Source organism: Bacillus sp. es.036 (assembly GCF_002563635.1).
Classification (GTDB): Bacteria; Bacillota; Bacilli; order Bacillales; family Guptibacillaceae; genus Guptibacillus.
In genome coordinates this window covers 3062096-3079873 of the sequence record NZ_PDIZ01000001.1, presented here as the reverse complement: position 1 = coordinate 3079873, position 17778 = coordinate 3062096, and the positions used below count along the sequence as shown (strand labels likewise).

The 17778-nt window shown below is 43.5% G+C and carries 14 protein-coding genes; all 14 read left to right on the top strand.

Going from position 1 to position 17778, the window contains the following annotated elements; genetic code table 11:
- Positions 1 to 9 precede the first annotated feature (9 nt).
- The 14 genes from ATG70_RS15540 (at position 10) to ATG70_RS15475 (ending at position 17764) form a co-directional block, all read left to right on the top strand.
- On the top strand, positions 10 to 927 hold the full coding sequence (locus tag ATG70_RS15540) for a phosphotriesterase family protein (protein ID WP_098445170.1): 918 nt from the start codon (positions 10 to 12) through the stop codon (positions 925 to 927).
- Positions 928 to 929: 2 nt separating this feature from the next.
- Positions 930 to 2024: an aminotransferase class V-fold PLP-dependent enzyme gene (locus ATG70_RS15535; protein WP_257147725.1), complete on the top strand. Its 1095-nt coding sequence runs from the start codon at positions 930 to 932 to the stop codon at positions 2022 to 2024.
- 50 nt (positions 2025 to 2074) lie between these two features.
- Complete coding sequence (locus tag ATG70_RS15530; protein WP_098445169.1) at positions 2075 to 3229, top strand: YhfX family PLP-dependent enzyme; 1155 nt, start codon at positions 2075 to 2077, stop codon at positions 3227 to 3229.
- A gap of 1 nt (position 3230) precedes the next feature.
- Entirely contained in the window at positions 3231 to 4418 is a 1188-nt protein-coding gene (locus ATG70_RS15525) for a phosphopentomutase (protein WP_098445168.1), read from the top strand.
- Positions 4419 to 4430: 12 nt separating this feature from the next.
- Positions 4431 to 5708, top strand: coding sequence for a serine hydrolase (locus tag ATG70_RS15520; protein WP_098445167.1), 1278 nt, complete (start codon positions 4431 to 4433; stop codon positions 5706 to 5708).
- 76 nt (positions 5709 to 5784) lie between these two features.
- A complete protein-coding gene (locus ATG70_RS15515) occupies positions 5785 to 6711 on the top strand; it encodes a nucleoside hydrolase (protein WP_098445166.1) in 927 nt (308 codons plus the stop codon).
- 376 nt (positions 6712 to 7087) lie between these two features.
- A complete protein-coding gene (locus ATG70_RS15510; RefSeq protein WP_098445165.1) occupies positions 7088 to 8767 on the top strand; it encodes a serine hydrolase domain-containing protein in 1680 nt (559 codons plus the stop codon).
- A gap of 24 nt (positions 8768 to 8791) precedes the next feature.
- Positions 8792 to 10882 (top strand): glycoside hydrolase family 3 protein, encoded by a 2091-nt coding sequence (locus tag ATG70_RS15505; protein ID WP_098445164.1) that lies wholly within the window; start codon positions 8792 to 8794, stop codon positions 10880 to 10882.
- Positions 10883 to 10945: 63 nt separating this feature from the next.
- Complete coding sequence (locus tag ATG70_RS15500) at positions 10946 to 12217, top strand: exo-beta-N-acetylmuramidase NamZ family protein (RefSeq protein WP_098445163.1); 1272 nt, start codon at positions 10946 to 10948, stop codon at positions 12215 to 12217.
- A 234-nt stretch (positions 12218 to 12451) separates the two neighbouring features.
- Positions 12452 to 13852, top strand: coding sequence for a PTS transporter subunit EIIC (locus ATG70_RS15495; RefSeq protein WP_098445162.1), 1401 nt, complete (start codon positions 12452 to 12454; stop codon positions 13850 to 13852).
- 22 nt (positions 13853 to 13874) lie between these two features.
- A complete protein-coding gene (locus ATG70_RS15490) occupies positions 13875 to 14930 on the top strand; it encodes a DUF871 domain-containing protein (protein ID WP_257147782.1) in 1056 nt (351 codons plus the stop codon).
- 4 nt (positions 14931 to 14934) lie between these two features.
- Positions 14935 to 15840, top strand: a complete 906-nt coding sequence (murQ, locus tag ATG70_RS15485; RefSeq protein ID WP_098445853.1) for an N-acetylmuramic acid 6-phosphate etherase — start codon at positions 14935 to 14937, stop codon at positions 15838 to 15840.
- Between the two features lie 60 nt (positions 15841 to 15900).
- Positions 15901 to 16752 (top strand): MurR/RpiR family transcriptional regulator, encoded by an 852-nt coding sequence (locus ATG70_RS15480; RefSeq protein WP_098445160.1) that lies wholly within the window; start codon positions 15901 to 15903, stop codon positions 16750 to 16752.
- Positions 16745 to 17764, top strand: a complete 1020-nt coding sequence (locus tag ATG70_RS15475) for a serine hydrolase domain-containing protein (RefSeq protein WP_098445159.1) — start codon at positions 16745 to 16747, stop codon at positions 17762 to 17764. The genes ATG70_RS15480 and ATG70_RS15475 overlap by 8 nt, the downstream gene beginning before the upstream one ends.
- Positions 17765 to 17778: the final 14 nt, after the last annotated feature.

Here is a 17778-nt window from a genome sequence, read left to right as displayed (position 1 = left end):
GGAGCTAAGATGATTCAAACGGTTAGAGGACAAATTGATCCTAATGAGCTCGGGGTTTGTTCAGCTCATGAACACCTTTGTATTGACCTATCACGAATCAAAAAAGATCCCGACACTATTCTTGATGATATAGGTGGAATGGAAGAAGAACTTCGCTACTTTAAAGCTTCAGGTGGACAGGCGATGGTTGAAGTTACGAACGACGGAATGGGACGTAATGCCACTCTCCTTAGGAAGTTAAGCGAAACAACCGGTGTGCATCTCATCGCAAGTACAGGATTTTATAAAGATCCATTCCTCCCAGATCAAGCAACGAAATGGAGTCGTGATCAGTTTGCACAACACATGATCGATGAAATAAAAAATGGTATTGATGGAACAGACGTTTATCCTGGCGTTATTGGAGAAATCGGTAGCAGTCATTATGAGATCAAGCCTATTGAAGAAGAACTTTTAACTGGGGCAGGAATCGCAGCAATGGAAACGGGGCTTCCGCTCACTACACATACAACGCTCGGAACGATGGGAGTCGAGCAAGTTGAACTTTATTCTGCTCTTGGATTGCCAATGAACCAATTGATTGTGGGGCATCAAGACCTTAATCAAGATGACGAACGAGTACTTGCTGTTGTGGAAGCAGGGGCGTTTGTAGGATTTGATACGATTGGCAAAATTAATTATCGACCTGATGAAGAGCGAATTAAAACGATTTGTCATCTAATTGAAAGAGGATATGGTGAGCAGATTTTATTATCTGCTGATTTAACAAGAAAGTCACATTGGCATAAGCACGGAGGTATTGGATATGACTATGTTCTCAATGAATTTGTTCCTCGTTTAAAAGAAGCTGGTTTGTCTGATGAGGATATCCGAATGATGCTAATTGATAATCCAGCTCATGCTTTCAGTCGAAAGGGGAGCGCATAACATTGAGATATCAGGAATCTGTCATACCTCAGATGTCGGTTGAAGAAGCAACAAAAAAGCAGTTTGAAATTGTCGATTTTATTACGAAAGAATTTAAGGATAATGAAATGTTCCAAGATGGTGATCGAGGTGTGCATCCGATCTATAAGCGTCCTAGAACAACTGCGAAAGTTGAAAAAGTGATGGCGAATGTTTTTGGAGCTAATCAAGCGGTACTTGTTCGAGGATCGGGTACTGGTGCCATTCGCTCGCTTTTAAGTGCCCTCCTCGAACCGGGAGAATCCATGATCATTCACTCTGCACCTATTTATATGACAACTAAAGAAACGATTAGAATGCTTGGATTACGAACTGAAGAAGTAGATTTTAATGATTTCGATGCCCTTAAACAGAATGTTACACGTTCAGAAGCAAAGGTTTTCTATATCCAACACGCAAGACAGCAACCAATCGATACGTATCAGCTTAAAGAAGTCATTCAGATAGTGAAATCAATCAAACCTGAAATGCTCGTGATTGTTGATGACAATTATTGTGCCTTGAAAATGCCTTGCATTGGGGTCCAAGCCGGTGCGGATTACTCTACTTTTTCCGGATTTAAGCTACTAGGTCCTGAAGGGATTGGAGTGGTGGTAGGAGAGAGTGCAATCGAAACCATTCAGCAGCGAAATTATTCTGGAGGTAGCCAGGTTCAAGGGCCAGAAGCGATGGAGTTGCTTAGGGCTTTACCTTTTGCCCCGGTCTCGTTAGCTATTCAGAGTCAGCAAGTTGAAATTTTGTGTGAGTTGTTAAACAAAGGTAAAGTGTATGGAGTGAAAGAGGCATATATTACAAACTCTCAATCAAAGAATGTCATTGTTGAATTGAAGGAGCCAGTTGCTCAAGAAGTAATTGAGCGCAGTAAGACTTTTGGAGCAGCAACCTATCCAGTTGGTGCTGAATCACGGTTTGAACTCGTTCCAATGATTTATCGAGTATCTGGTAGTTTCCTTGAGAGTACACCAGAATTATTTGACTACGGGTTACGTATTAACCCAATGAAAGCTGGAGCAGAGACCGTTATCCGTATTCTTCAAAAAGCTTTGCGAGGAGAATAATGAAACAGTTAAGAAAAGATCTATACGCTGTCGTTTAGGAGGCTACTACATTGTTTCTTTCACTAACAAAGAAGAGAAATCCAGAGCTCATAAAAGCGGGAGTACACCTTCACCAATCTGGGCTTATTCCCCCTAATACCTATGTTCTCGATCTCGATACACTAGCAAAAAATGTTAGGAGCATGGCAAAGGCTGCGAAAGAGAATGATTTTGTTTTGTATTTTATGAGTAAACAGCTTGGCCGTATTGGTGAACTTGGAAATTGGATTGCAGAACATGGCATCGAAAAAGCAGTTGCTGTTGAATTTGAAGAAGCTTTCCGATTACATCAGTCAGGTGTCAAAATTGGTAATGTGGGTCATCTCGTTCAACCTGGCAAACATCAGTGGGGGGAAATTCTCGGCTTCGAACCAGAGGTTGTGACAGTTTTTTCGATTGAGCGAGCAAGACAGGTGTCAGAGGCAGCTATGAAACTAGGAAAAAAACAGGATGTTATTCTGAGAGTTATTCATCCATCCGATACTATTTATCCTGGGCAGTGGGGAGGCTTTCAGTTAGAAGAACTTCAATCAGCTATTCCGGAGCTTAAGAAACTCGAAGGAATTGAAGTGATGGGAGTTACTTCTTTTCCATTATTGCTTATGGATAAGGAGCGGGAAGAGTTACGATTTACAGAAAATCTGAAAACCATTCTTTCAGCAAAAGAAATACTTGAAGCATCCGGATTTCAGATTCGACAGGTTAATGGGCCGAGTGCAACGAGTACAGCAACCATTCCAATGCTCCAAAAAGCAGGGATTACGCATGGGGAACCGGGCCATGCTCTGACAGGTACTACACCCCTTCATGCGGTGCGTTCACTTCCTGAGGATCCTGCTATTATTTATGTCTCTGAAATCTCTCATGAAGACAAGGAAAACGTCTATGTGATTGGAGGAGGGTTTTATGAACGAGGAAATATGACCGGTGCCTATGTCGGAAGCTCTCCTGAACATATTTTTGATACTTTTTTGAAAGGAAAGTCTCTTAATTCTCAGTACATTGATTACTATGGAAGACTCGAACAAGGATTGCCCGTATCAATCGGTGATACAGCAATCTATGCTTTTCGGACACAAGTGTTTGTGACTAGGGCGAACGTCGCTCTTGTGCGTGGGTTACATGATGGTGTTCCAGAAATCGTACATTTCGAAAGGAGAGGATAGGATGGGACGTATGGTAGTGCTCATTCTTGATAGTTTTGGAATTGGCGCGATGGAGGATTGTGGTGAGTATGAACCAGGGGACTGTGTAGCAAATACGTATGAGCATATTCGAAATAAAGTTGCGATTTCCATTCCAACCATGTACTCATTGGGTCTTAATCAGCTAGTCGATGGAACAGGGATACCAAAAGGAGCTTATGGAAAATCAAGACTTGCGCATCACGGTGCTGATACTTACATGGGACATCAGGAGATCGTAGGAAGTCTTCCAAAACGTCCCGCCAAACGTTTGATGAAAGATGTTCATAAGGATATAGTTACGAGTCTTCTAAGGAAAAATTTCAAAGTAACTTATCCTTTTGAAGATTTACCAATATTGTTAGTTGACGATGCAATCATTGTTGCTGATAACATTGAATCGACGCCTGGGAATATTATTAATGTTACGGCAGACCTTACAAAAGTTTCGTTTGAGTATGCGCTTAAAGTAGGAAGCGTGGTAAGGGAAGTGGTTGATACAAGTCGAGTTATTACATTAGGCGGTCCTCATACTTCGGTCGAGAGACTTTTAGCAGTAGTAAAAAAAGGGGAAGCGGGACAGTGGGGAATTGACAGCCCTAAAGCAGGAGTATATGGGGAAGACTATCACGTTCGTCACATGGGATATGGTGTGAATGTACAAAGACAATTCCAAACCCTAGCTGAATCTAAAATTCCAGTTTATCGAATTGGAAAAACGGCAGATGTGCTCGAAGGAAAGGATCTAGCCTATTCTATTGTGAATACAGCGGAGGTGCTTCAACAACTAAAAGAAGCATTTAGTAAAGAAAAGCATGGGGCTTTTCTAGTAAATGTACAAGAAACGGACCTTGCTGGTCATGCAGAAGATACGAATTGGTACGCATCACTTCTTGAAGAAGTAGATAATTGGCTGGAAGAGTTTATTCCTTTGCTTAACGAGGATGATATTTTAATCGTAACGGCTGATCATGGGAATGACCCTACGATCGGACACTCCAAACATACAAGAGAGTATACTCCTTTAATGATTACTGGTCCTAAAGTGAAAGCGGTATCAATTGGGACGAGAAATACTATGGCAGATATAGGCGCAACCTTGAGTGATTATTTTCGTATTGAATCCACTGAAGCAGGTACGAGCTTTCTTAATCAAATTCTTGAAGGCTAAGGAGGAAGAAAAATGAAAAAACAAATTGTTGTATTGATGGCAATACTTCTTCTATTGACGACGCCACTTTTTTCCACAGCGACTGCTGCCAAAGGACAGAAACTAAGTCACGGCAGTCCGAAAAGTGTTGGCATGGATTCTACAACTCTCGAAGATATTGATAGCGCAGTTAAAGGCGCAATAGAAAATAATATTACTCCTGGTGTAGTTGTGCTAGTAGCGAAGGATGGGAGAATCGTCAAGGAGTCCGCTTATGGAGATGCACAGAAATATGATATGGGTGCTCTTTTAGAAAAACCAAGGAAAATGAAAAGGAAAACGATCTTTGATCTTGCATCCTTAACTAAGGTTATGGGAACTACACAAGGGATTATGAAGCTTGTTAGTGAGGGGGAATTATCAGTAAATGATCGTGTAGCAAAATATATCCCTAATTTCGCTTCAAATGGCAAAGGTGACGTCACAATTGTCGATCTATTAACACACACGTCTGGTTTAACTCCATGGCAGCCGACTTATTTTCATGCTGAGAATTCAAAAGAAGTTCTAAACTATATCAATGCCCTCCCACTCGAATACGAAACCGGGACCGATCGTCGCTATAGTGATTTTAGCTTTATGACGCTAGGGTTTATCATTGAGGAAATAAGTGGAGAGAAGCTTGATGATTATCTTCAGAAAAATATTTATGAGCCACTGAAAATGAAAGATACGATATTTACTCCTTCAGACCACCTTGATCGTAAAATAGCAGCTACCTCATGGGGAAATCCTTTTGAATATAAAATGGTCGATGATCCAAATTTCGGCTACAACGTTCCAGAGCGGGCTGAGGATTTCGAAAGGTGGAGAAATTATACACTTATTGGAGAAGTTAATGATGGCAATAGTTTTTATGCAAACGAAGGTATTGCTGGACACGCTGGCTTATTCTCCACGGCACAAGATCTTGCCGTACTTGGACAGGCAATGTTGAATGGTGGGAGTTACGGAAAAGTGAAGCTCTATGATCAGGAGGTTATCAAAGACTTTATAACTCCCCAGCGTTTTGGACAAGGTTATGGATGGGAACTCAATAAAAGCTGGTATATGGGGGAAAAGCATTCAGAAAAAGCTTTCGGGCATACAGGTTTTACAGGAACACAAGTGATTTTTGATCCTGTTTATGATCTTCAAATTATTGTTTTAACAAATAAGCAAAACAATGGCCCTCTTGAGACTGGTTCTTATCCAAGTACTGGAGGACTTTCAAAACAAATCGCGAATACTGTATATGATTCAATCCAATAACAAACGAACCCTGACTCCCCTCCAAAATTGGGGCTAATCAGGGTTCTTTCATTTTACCTAAAAGGAGCAATGCTTTATGAGCGAAAAAAGAAAAGTGATTTTAGACTGTGACCCTGGTCATGATGACGCAATATCGATTATCCTCGCAGCTTCAAGTGACCGAATCCAACTTAAAGGCATTACAACGGTAGCGGGAAATGTTGAAGTTGAGAAAACGACGCTGAATGCGCTGAAAGTGTGTGATTTACTAGGACTGGATGTTCCTGTTGCACGAGGGGCCGAGCAACCACTTGTAAAAGTGCGTGAATTTGCGCCCGATATTCACGGTGACTCCGGACTAGATGGACCTCAGCTACCTAAAGTCCCACAAAAAAAGGCGATTGATCAGCATGCGGTCGATTTTATCATCGAGCGTTTGTTGGCTTCAGATGGTGACATCTCGCTTGTTCCGACAGGTCCGCTCACAAATATCGCATTAGCTCTTCAAAAAGAACCTGCGATCGTTGAAAAAATTCAAGAAATCGTTCTGATGGGCGGGGGTACGTTTGGTAATTGGACGCCTACGGCTGAGTTTAATATTTATGTTGATGCAGAGGCGGCTGAACTGGTCTTTAACAGCGGCGTTCCCGTTACCATGTTTGGTCTTGATGTGACACACCAGGCGATCACAACCCCAGCTATACTTGAGCAAATCGCTTCAATTGGCAGTCCCATTTCTCAATTTGTAGGAGAACTTCTTGCTTATTTCACCAAAACCTATAAAGATGTTTTTGGTTTTGAAGGAGCCCCGATTCATGATGCGTGCACAGTTGCGTATTTAATTGATGAATCGATCTTTGAATTCGAGACGGTGCGTGTGGATATTGAGACCAAGGGAGAATTTACATATGGTACAACGTGTGTGGATCTTCTTCATGTAACGGGAAGAGAGGCTAACGTGAAGTTTGCACGTGGTATTGATCAGGAGAAGTTTTGGGGGTTATTGCTTAGTGCGTTGAAGTGAAAGAGGTTATTTATAGGGGGTCAGGTACGTCACCGGTGACGTACCTGACCCCCAAAAAAGACAAAATCACATAAAAGTCTCTCCTCGAAGGACTGAAAAAACCGCAAGTGCCTGTCACCACCCGAATCCTCTCAAATTTTGAAATAAAGCTACGAAATAAACTTGAATTGGTTGTTACAATACTTCAAATTCATTCCAATGACCTATGCGGAATGGTCTATAAATGACGCTGTTTTTTGGTAATCCATGACTTAAGTGGTATAGACGACTATAAAGGAAGAGGTTACGATTTGAATAGAATATTCTGAATGTTAGTTCATTTAGAAAGGGAGGAGTCATTCATTTAGCTGTATTCAATTAAAAAGAGGAGGGCACTATGAGAAGAAAAACGCTGTCGCTGCTTCTAACTACGGCACTCGGAACGTCACTTTTAGCCCCTGGATCAGGATTAGCTGCACCAGGTCCGACAATCGAAAAAGAGGGAAAGGTTAACATGCATCAATCGAGAAAAGCTCACCCTACTTTTTCTTGGGACAACCCGGGACCAACCTCTCCTGTTCTTCACCCTGGCTCATACAAAGGAGCAGGAATGCGTGAAGAACCGCTTCAAGAGATTGACGGTTTACTCCAAAATGCCATTGATGACGAGGTAATGCCTGGCGCTGTAGCTTTTGTTGCAAGAAGAGGACATATCGTGAAGGAGGAAGCATACGGTTATTCGGCTCAATACACAAATGGTGACTTTACTGAAATGGACAACCCGATTCCGATGAGCGAGGATACCATTTTTGATCTTGCTTCTATTAGTAAGCTGTTTACGACGACGGCGGCGATGACGCTTTATGAGGATGGGGCTTTTCAGTTAGATGATGACGTTGCGAAGTACATTCCTGAATTTGCGGCAAATGGAAAAGAAAACGTTACGATCGAACAGCTCATGACCCACACCTCTGGATTTAAACCGTGGATTCCCCTCTACACAATCGGAGAAGATCGAGAGGATCGCTTAGAGTATGTGTTTCAATATCCACTTCAATCAGCGCCAGGCACAAACTATACATACAGCGACCTTAACATGATTACGCTTGGTGCTTTGATTGAACGGTTGTCAGGCATGCGACTCGATGAGTATGTAAAGCAGGAAATCACAGAACCACTTGGCATGGACGATACGATGTATAATCCACCTGCTGAATTAAAAGTACGAATCGCGGCAACCGAATACCAGCCGTGGACGAACAGAGGACTCGTTTGGGGCGAGGTGCATGATGAAAGCGCCTGGTCACTTGACGGAGTTGCTGGTCATGCCGGTGTATTTTCAACAGCATCTGACCTTGCGAAATTTGCGCATATGTACTTGATGGAAGGACGCTACGGCGGAACGCGGATTCTTGAGCCGGCAACTGTCAAACTTTTAACTGAAAATCGGATTCCAGAGTTTCCTGGAGACGATCATGGGCTTGGCTGGGAGCTTCAACAGGGCTGGTTCATGGATGCTTTATCTGAAAGCACTACGCTCGGACATACCGGGTATACTGGAACATCGATCGTTGTGAGCCCAACAAATCAAACGATTGCGATTCTGTTAACGAACCGCGTGCATCCTACGCGTGAAACGGTTTCGACGTCACCAACGAGACGAGCATTTGCGAGACAAGTAGCGGATGCGATTCCAGTTGCGATGGATAAAAAGGCAGATCCGTGGTTTGCAGGCTATGGCAATAACGAGTCAAAACATTTAACGGCTGAAGTTGATGTGGACGAAGCAACGACACTTTCGTTTGATACGTGGTATCAAATGGAGGAAGGCTATGATATAGGAACAGTTGAGGTTTCAGAGGATGGCGAGAAGTGGACAGAGGTAGCTTCGCTAACTGGCGCAAGCGAAAGTTGGGAAAGAGAAGAAGTTACGATTCCTGCTAATACGACACAAATTCGGTTTACTTATCATACAGACGGATCAACGAATAAGCGCGGATGGTACGTTGATGCAGTTAAACTAGATCAAGAAAAAATCTCGTTCACAAGCAATGAATGGGTGAAGCGAGCTTATTAATTTTAAACAAACAGGAGGGATAAAATGAAAGCACGAAGTAAACGGATCGTTGTAGGGATATTGGCGTTCGTGATGATGTTTTCACAAGTATGGCTGCCAAAGGCTGGTGCAGAAAGTGGTGCGCCACACTTAATTTTAATGGAAAACGTTCCTGAAGTGAGCGCGGCGTTTGATGGAAAGACAATGACGCTTCATCCGCTACACATTTATGAAGACGGTCATTTTATGAAAACAGAGCAGAATCTTACGTGGAAGTCATCGAATAAAAATGTGGCGAAAGTAGATAAGGATGGGCAGGTTACTTTAACAGGAAAGCGTGGCCGCACATTCATAAGCGTTTCTGATGGACAAAGCAGCGATCGCATTGCGATTGATTACAAAGTGAGTAAATCAGATAAAAAAGCGTCAGCTCCAGCGATCGTTAAGCAAAAAGGAAAGCAGTACAACCTGATTGAAAATGCGATTGCTGGCATGACGATGGAAGAAAAAGTTGGTCAAATGCTGATGCCAGATTATCGAAACTGGGATGGTCAAAATGTGACTGAGATGCTTCCAGAAATCGAAGCACAGATCAAACAGTATCATCTTGGCGGTGTGATTTTATTTCGAGAAAATGTCGTAACAACCGAACAAACAACGAAGTTAGTCGCTCAATATCAAGAGGCTTCTGAAAAATACGGCATGCTAATGACAATTGACCAAGAAGGCGGAATTGTTACGCGCCTTCAGTCTGGAACGGACATGCCTGGAAACATGGCGCTTGGCGCAACACGTTCACCGGAGCTTTCGGAGAACGTCGGGCATGCGATCGGAGAGGAGCTTGCTTCTCTTGGGATCAACATGAACTTTGCTCCCGATATGGATGTGAATAACAATCCGGATAATCCTGTTATTGGCGTTCGTTCATTTGGAGAAGATCCTGAGCTTGTCGCTGATCTTGGGATTGCTTATACGAAAGGACTTCAAGAAACTGGCGTTGCAGCAACAGCGAAGCATTTCCCTGGTCACGGAGATACGGCCGTTGATTCTCATCTGGGACTTCCTGAAGTTCCTTATGACAAAGACCGCCTCATGGAAGTAGAGCTTTATCCGTTCCAAAAGGCGATGGAAGCGGGGATCGACGCGATCATGACCGCTCACGTGACGTTCCCGAAAATTGATGATACAAAAGTGATTTCGAAAAAAGACGGAACGGAAATTTCACTACCTGCCACGCTCTCTCACAAAGTGTTAACCGAATTAATGCGCGATGAGATGGGGTATGAGGGCGTCATTACAACAGATGCGATGAACATGGGCGCGATTCAAGATCATTTCGGATCGGTCGATGCAGCGATTCGCGCAGTGAAAGCAGGAACGGATATCGTTTTGATGCCTGTTGGTCTTCCAGAAGTTGCGGAAGGACTATATGGAGCTGTGGAATCTGGTGACATTTCTGAGGAACGCATTGAAGCTTCCGTTGAACGCATTTTAACGTTAAAAGTGAACAGAGGAATCATCAAGTCTGAGCAACCTATTGATGTAGAAGACCAAATTCAAGAAGCACTTCAGACAGTTGGATCAGCTGAGCATAAGGCGGTTGAGAAAGAAGCTGCCGACAAGTCGATCACACTTGTGAAAAATGAGGATGTTTTACCACTTGATGCAAATAGTGATGATCACGTTGTCGTGGTTGGGAGAAGTTTCGTGTCTACGCTAGGTGACGCCGTAAAAGCGCAGCATGCGAATACGACCGTGATTGAAGCAAATTCCAGCTACACGTTAACGGACGAACAGCGTGAAACGATTGTATCCGCTGATCAAATTATTGTAGGAACGTACACGTACAGTGTTGGAACGCGTTCACCTGAGCATCCACAAATGCTGATGGTTAAAGCCATTATGAATGCAACAGATGCACCTGTTATAGCCGTTGGGATTCGGAATCCATATGACATTATGGCGTATCCGGACGTTGATAGCTACCTGACACAGTATGGTTTTAGAACGGCAAGTTTTAAAGCAACAGCTGCCACTATTTTTGGTGAAAATGCACCAACAGGAAAGCTACCGATTACGATTCCAGGGGAAACAGGTGGCATCCTTTATAACTTTGGACATGGGTTAACGTACTAACAATTGTGATCGGGGAGAAGCGCTCCTTCTCCCCGATTTAAAAAATGGGGAGGCGTTCGGAATATGAAAAAGTGGATGATTATGCTTGTTACGATGATGCTCGTTCTATCATCTTTGTCAGTCGCGCTCGCTGATAACAATGGAAAAGGAAATGCGTATGGTCATGATAAAAATAAGAAGAAATTCAAGCTTGGTGTGGAAGTTCTCCTTGAAGATCAGAAAGAGTTAATCGAGGGGAAAAGCGTTGGACTCATTACAAATCCAACGGGTGTTGATCAAGAGCTTAATAGTATCGTAGATTTACTTCATAATGATTCGGATGTTGATTTAAAGGCTCTGTACGGTCCTGAACATGGCGTGCGAGGCAGCGCGCAGGCCGGAGAATACGTGGAGTATTATATCGATGAAGAAACAGGTCTACCCGTTTATAGTCTGTATGGCGCTACGAAAAAGCCCACTCCTGAAATGCTAGAAGGAATAGACGTGCTCCTCTTTGATATTCAAGACGTTGGAACGCGATTCTACACGTATATTTACACGATGGCTTACGCAATGGAAGCCGCTGCTGAGAATGACATTGAATTTATCGTACTAGATCGACCGAATCCTCTTGGTGGGGAAGCAGTCGAAGGGCCGGTACTCAATGATGAATATTCTTCTTTCGTTGGAAAATATGAAATTCCACTTCGCCACGGCATGACGGTAGGAGAGCTTGCTCAACTTTTTAATGAAGAATTTGAAATTGGCGCTAATTTGACTGTTGTTGAAATGGATAAGTGGAAGCGGGAAATGTACTATGATGACACGCCTCTCGAATGGGTCCTTCCATCACCAAATATGCCAACGCTTGATACAGCACTCGTCTATCCAGGTGCCGCTTTAATTGAAGGAACGAACGTATCGGAAGGTCGCGGAACGACAAAACCATTTGAATTAATCGGCGCGCCTTTTATTAACGCAACGGAACTTGCTAATGAATTAAATGGTCTTGAACTTCCAGGCGTTGATTTTCGAGCCGCTTCTTTCACACCATCTTTCTCGAAGCACGCTGGGAAGTTAACGCACGGCGTGCAAATTCACGTAACGGATAAGGAAGCATTTGAACCAGTTACAACAGGGCTTAGTCTTGTGAAAACGATTCATGATCTTTACCCAGAAGATTTCGAATTCCGCGCAGAAAACAGCGCTGGGGTTTCGTTCTTTGACCTTCTAGTAGGAAACGGATGGATTCGAGAAGCGATTGAAGAAGGAGAAAGCGTTGAAGAGATGCAGCAAAAGTGGGAAGCGGATCTTGAAGAGTTTAAAGAAGTAAGAGAAGATTACTTGCTTTACTAAGGGGTTAAAAGCACTCGTGAAAATGGCGAGTGCTTTTATGTAATAAAACTTCACAAAAGCACTTACATTATTAAATAAAACTTGTTAAACTAAAATTATTAGAAAATTCAATATAAACCTTGAGAGGGGAGGAGCACTTACGCATTAGGAAGCAGTGAGCCGATTACATAGCAGAAAATCTTAGAAGGATATTGAATCGTTTCATGAAATCATCAGAAGAAATGGGGAAAGCTTGTGAGAAAAGAAGAACGCTTAGCTAGTGACATTTTACCTCTTCTCGGTGGACCATCGAATATTCAATCATTAACAAGTTGTATGACGAGACTTCGCGTAACGCCAATTGATTCGTCAAAAGTAGATCTTGAACAGTTAAAAGAAATTGACGGGGTACTTGGGGTTGTGGAAGCTGAAACGGTTCAGGTTATTTTAGGACCAGGCATTGTGACGAAGGTAGCAGAAGAAGTTTCTAAGATGAGTGGCGTTGAAGCAGAGGATTTGGATGATGAGGGTGACATTTTTGAAGGACTTGCAGCTCAAACGAAATCAGATTTGAAGCAAAAAAACGCTACGCCTTTTAAATTGTTTTTAAGAAAAATAGCCAGCATCTTTATTCCGCTTATTCCAGCGATCGTAGCCTCAGGGTTAATTGCCGGAATTACGAACATCGTCATTCGATCAGGTGTCGATCCTGAAACGTCAATCGTATCGATTCTTAATTTCATTGGTTGGGGACTGTTTGGGTATCTTGGTATTTTCGTTGGGATTAACGCTGCTAAGGAATTTGGTGGAACCCCTGCACTAGGTGGAATTGCAGGTATCCTGATCATTAACCCGGCCCTTGCGGATATTACGCTCTTTGGTGAACAGCTCGTTCCTGGTCGCGGTGGTTTAGTCGGTGTGATGCTCGCTGCCTTTTTCATGGCCTGGACAGAGCGTCGCGTGCGTCGCTTCGTTCCTTCTTCTCTTGATATTATCGTAACGCCAACGATTTCGGTGTTAATTACAGGATTTGCGACGTTAATCGTGCTTCAGCCAATCGGCGGATTCGTTTCAGATTTGATTACACAAGGACTATTAGGGTTAATTGACGCTGGAGGTATTTTCTCCGGATTAATTCTTGCAGGAACGTTCTTGCCACTTGTCGTAACGGGGCTCCATCAAGGACTAACGCCCGTTCATATGGAATTAATTAACACGATTGGTGATGATCCGTTGCTTCCGATTCTTGCAATGGGTGGGGCTGGTCAAGTTGGAGCAGCTTTCGCCATTTATTTTAAAACAAAAAATAAGAAGCTTCGAAAAGTCATTAAAGCAGGATTACCAGTTGGGATTTTAGGTATCGGAGAGCCGCTAATCTTTGGGGTAACATTGCCGCTTGGCAGACCATTTGTCACAGCGTGTCTCGGTGCAGCGATTGGAGGCGCTTTTGCCGCATTCTTTAAAGTTGCAACCATCGCGATTGGCGTATCAGGATTGCCGCTCATTTTCCTTGTGAATTCAAATCAAATCCTTTATTACATTATTTCCCTTGTCGTTGCGTACTTCTTTGGCTTTGTCTTCACGTATCTGTTCGGATTTAAAGAAGAGATGACCGTGGCGATTGATAAAGGAGTCTCAAAGACGACAGCTGCATAGAGGAGGTACCAAGGTGCTCGGAATGTCTATCTATCTAGGAAGTGATGGTGATATGGAAGGGAAGTTAGAAAAAGCGCAGTCTTTCGGAGTGAAGGTGCTTTTCACTTCCTTACATATACCAGAAGATGATCACACGATCTATCAAACTCGTTTAAAAGAGCTTGGTCGTTTGGCGAAAGAATTTAAGATGGAGTTAGTGGCGGACGTCTCGCCTCACTCCATCACCTTTTTAGGAATTGAAAACTATGAAGATTTACTTCAGTGGGGATTGAGCGGGATCCGTCCTGATTACGGGTATACCGATGATTTAATTGTATCGCTGTCTCAAAAGATGAAAGTTGGTCTTAATGCGAGCACCGTGACAAGAGAAGACATCGAGCGATGGATTGAATTAGGTGCAAACACTGGGAATCTCGAAGCGTGGCATAACTATTACCCTCGTCCTGATACGGGACTTGATGAGGATTTCTTTTCTGAGAGAAATCGATTATTTAAAGAATACGGCATTCAAACGATGGCATTTATTCCTGGAGATGAACAGCTGAGAGGGCCTGTTTATGCGGGCTTACCAACGCTTGAGAAACATCGCAACGTTCCTCCGCACATCGCCTGCGCTGATCTTCTTTATCACTACAATGTGGACCACGTGCTGGTTGGGGATATTTCGATTAGCGACGATCAGCTTCGTAAACTATCACTTCTTTCAGAGGGCGTGATTCCACTTGATGTGGAGAATTCAAATGAACAGTTTGAAAGATTCCAGGTCGCAGGTCGGCATGAAAATCGACCTGATCCAGCCCGAGATGTGATTCGTTCCGCGGCTTCCAGACGTTTTCATGATCGTCCTGAGCCCATGATTTCAATGGAACGAAAATGTGGGGCGGTGACGATTGATAACGAGAACTATGGCCGCTATGCCGGTGAAATCCAGCTAACAAAACGCGATCTTCCTTCAGATGATCGGGTGAACGTAATTGGAAATGTAGCACCAAACGATTTGCCGCTTTTACAATGGATCGGGGCGTCGCAGCCCTTTGACTTACGTTTGAAAAATGATGCTACAGATGAAAGGAATTAATGAAATGAATTTAACGAACATCCAGACTGAGCGAAGAAATCAAAACACACTCACGATTGATCAAATGACAACGTATGAAATTCTTCACGTGATAAATCAAGAAGATCATGTGATACCAGAAGCCGTTAAAGCATCGTTGCCTATCATTGAACAACTCGTTGATCAGATTGTCGAGGCTTTCCAGAAGGACGGTCGCTTAATTTACGTTGGGGCAGGAACGAGTGGAAGGCTTGGTGTTCTTGATGCTTCAGAATGTCCACCTACGTTCGGCACCAGGTCTGAACAGGTGATCGGCGTCATTGCAGGAGGAGATCAGGCGCTTCAATATGCTCTTGAAGGAGCAGAAGACGATGAAGAACAGGCCGTAGTGGATATGAAAAAGCTTAACCTTACTTCTAGCGATGTCATTGTCGGGATTGCCGCAAGTGGAAGAACACCTTATACAGTGGCGGCCATGGCGTACGCAAAAACAGTAGGTGCCACGGTTGGTGCGGTGACTTGTAGTCGTCGTTCGAAAATGGAGGAAGTGGCCCATTACAGTATTGTTGCGGATGTCGGGCCAGAAGTCGTAACAGGATCAACGCGTATGAAAGCGGGAACGGCTCAGAAGCTTGTCCTGAACATGCTGACAACTGCTTCCATGATTAAAATTGGGAAGGTTTACAGCAATTTAATGGTTGATGTTGTGCCAACGAATCGGAAACTCGTGCAGCGCGGGAAGAACATTGTCGCTGAAATCGCAGGGGTATCGATCGAAGAGGCTGAAAAATCGTTAGAACAATATGGCTCAACGAAAGCGGCTATTCTTTCATTACTAACAGGATTAACAGGTGAAACGGTTCATGCTACGTTAGAAAGGTATGACGGTCACTTAAGAAAAGCAATTGAATCTGCTGTTGTGCCAAGCTAGGCTGAGAGGATATGCTAAAATGAAATGATTGAAAATTTATAAGATAAAGGTGGGCTAGTTATGAACGGTGGCCTGATCAGTCTTCAGGAATCAATCACTTCATTAAAACCTTCAGAACGAAAAGTGGCGGAATACATTATTCATTACCCGGAAGAAGTGATCAATCTCTCAATCCAGAAGCTCTCCAAACGAACAGAGGTAAGCGAAGCGACGATTATCCGTCTGGCTCGTACGCTAAATTACAAAGGATTTCAAGAACTGAAGCTTCGGATTGCAGGGGACCTTGCGACAAAGCAAACGAGTAAGTCTTATCAAGAAATATCGATTGATGGTACAGTGGATTCGTTTATTGAAAATGTCTCCAACAACAACATTCAATCAATCAATGATACGATCTCGGTTCTTTCAAAAGAGGAAGTGGAGAAAGCGATCGCTGCCCTTAGTCAGGCGCGCAAAATTGCCCTGTTTGGCATTGGGGCATCCGGCTTAATTGCTCAGGATTTTAAACAAAAGCTTTCTCGGATCAATCGCTGGTGTGAAGCGGGCGTTGATTATGATACGCAAGGTACGATTAGCGCGAATCTCGAGGAGCAGGATGTTGTTTTCGGTATCTCCTACTCAGGTCAAACGAACGATATCATTGAATCGCTTAAAATCGCAAAGGATAACGGCGCCACCGTTATAACATTAACCAAATACGGTACGAACCCGGTATCAGATCTTGCTGATATTAAGCTGTTCACAAGCTCGCTTGAGAAAAGCATTCGAAGTGGTGCGATGAGCTCACGTATTTCTCAGCTTAACGTGATTGATATTTTATATGTTGGTATGACGAGCCGAAACTACGAGGAAAGCGTAGCGGCGCTTGAACGCACGCGAAAAGCGGTGGAGGTTGCGAAAAAGCATGGTTAAAATTGACGCCTATCTCCGCGATCTTATTGTCAAAAAGGAGCTCCCTGGCGCTGTTCTTCACGTTCAACAGAAAGGGAGCACCGTTTTCCATCGTGCATACGGTGGCTTTATCGATTCGAACAATCACCCCCACACCATGAAAACAACAACGCGATTTGACCTTGCTTCCTTAACTAAAGTGATGGCAACCCTTCCGTCGATCCTATGGCTTGTTGACAACACTTCTGTTGAACTTGATCATACGATTCAAACCTACATCCCAGAATTCGTACACCGAGAGATTACGATTCGTCAGGCGCTTACCCATACGACAGGACTTCCGGCCGACCTTACGCCACCCGTACAACGTTTCGAGACACGTGATGTTTTTAACGAAGTGGTGAATGCTGAACTTAATTCTAAGCCTGGAACAGTTGTAAAGTATAGCGATCTTGGCATGATTTTATTAGGGGCAGTCATTGAAAAGGTGACTGGCCTGACGCTTTCAACTTTTGCAGATAGAACGCTCTATCAACCTTTGGGATTAACTCATACTACCTTTCATCCGGAAGAGCATCATCAAATCGCTTCAACAGAATGGTATAAAAATCACTACATCCAAGGCGAGGTTCACGATGAAAAAGCGCTCCATCTTGGCGGCGCAAGCGGAAGTGCTGGTCTCTTTTCTACTGCGAGTGATGTTGGCAAATTTGGCTCTTATTTTCTTTACCCAGAAACGCAAAAGGTGCTATCACAAACTCTGATGAAAAAAGCACGAAATCACGTTGCTGAAAATCGCGGTATGGGGTTTGAAGTGTGGAGCGGGAAAGGCACTACTTTATCATGCGGAAGGGGGTGGTCAGCAGGAAGCTTCGGCCACACGGGATTTACTGGAACGAGTTTATGGGTTGATCCGCAGAAAGAGCTGATTGTTACGTTTTTAACGAATGTTGTTCAGTATGGAAGGAAGCACAAGATGAAACACATTCGTCCTGATCTTCATTCTTTGATTTACGCTCATTTTACTAACTAAACGAGGGGGAAAAG

What these genes read in the sequence shown, in the direction of transcription:
- ATG70_RS15540 (WP_098445170.1), top strand. Translation starts at nt 10, where the DNA reads ATGATTCAAACGGTTAGAGGACAAATTGATCCTAATGAGCTCGGGGTT.
- ATG70_RS15525 (WP_098445168.1), top strand. Translation starts at nt 3,231, where the DNA reads ATGGGACGTATGGTAGTGCTCATTCTTGATAGTTTTGGAATTGGCGCG.
- ATG70_RS15520 (WP_098445167.1), top strand. Translation starts at nt 4,431, where the DNA reads ATGAAAAAACAAATTGTTGTATTGATGGCAATACTTCTTCTATTGACG.
- ATG70_RS15515 (WP_098445166.1), top strand. Translation starts at nt 5,785, where the DNA reads ATGAGCGAAAAAAGAAAAGTGATTTTAGACTGTGACCCTGGTCATGAT.
- ATG70_RS15510 (WP_098445165.1), top strand. Translation starts at nt 7,088, where the DNA reads ATGAGAAGAAAAACGCTGTCGCTGCTTCTAACTACGGCACTCGGAACG.
- ATG70_RS15505 (WP_098445164.1), top strand. Translation starts at nt 8,792, where the DNA reads ATGAAAGCACGAAGTAAACGGATCGTTGTAGGGATATTGGCGTTCGTG.
- ATG70_RS15500 (WP_098445163.1), top strand. Translation starts at nt 10,946, where the DNA reads ATGAAAAAGTGGATGATTATGCTTGTTACGATGATGCTCGTTCTATCA.
- ATG70_RS15490 (WP_257147782.1), top strand. Translation starts at nt 13,875, where the DNA reads ATGTCTATCTATCTAGGAAGTGATGGTGATATGGAAGGGAAGTTAGAA.
- murQ (WP_098445853.1), top strand. Translation starts at nt 14,935, where the DNA reads ATGAATTTAACGAACATCCAGACTGAGCGAAGAAATCAAAACACACTC.
- ATG70_RS15480 (WP_098445160.1), top strand. Translation starts at nt 15,901, where the DNA reads ATGAACGGTGGCCTGATCAGTCTTCAGGAATCAATCACTTCATTAAAA.
- ATG70_RS15475 (WP_098445159.1), top strand. Translation starts at nt 16,745, where the DNA reads ATGGTTAAAATTGACGCCTATCTCCGCGATCTTATTGTCAAAAAGGAG.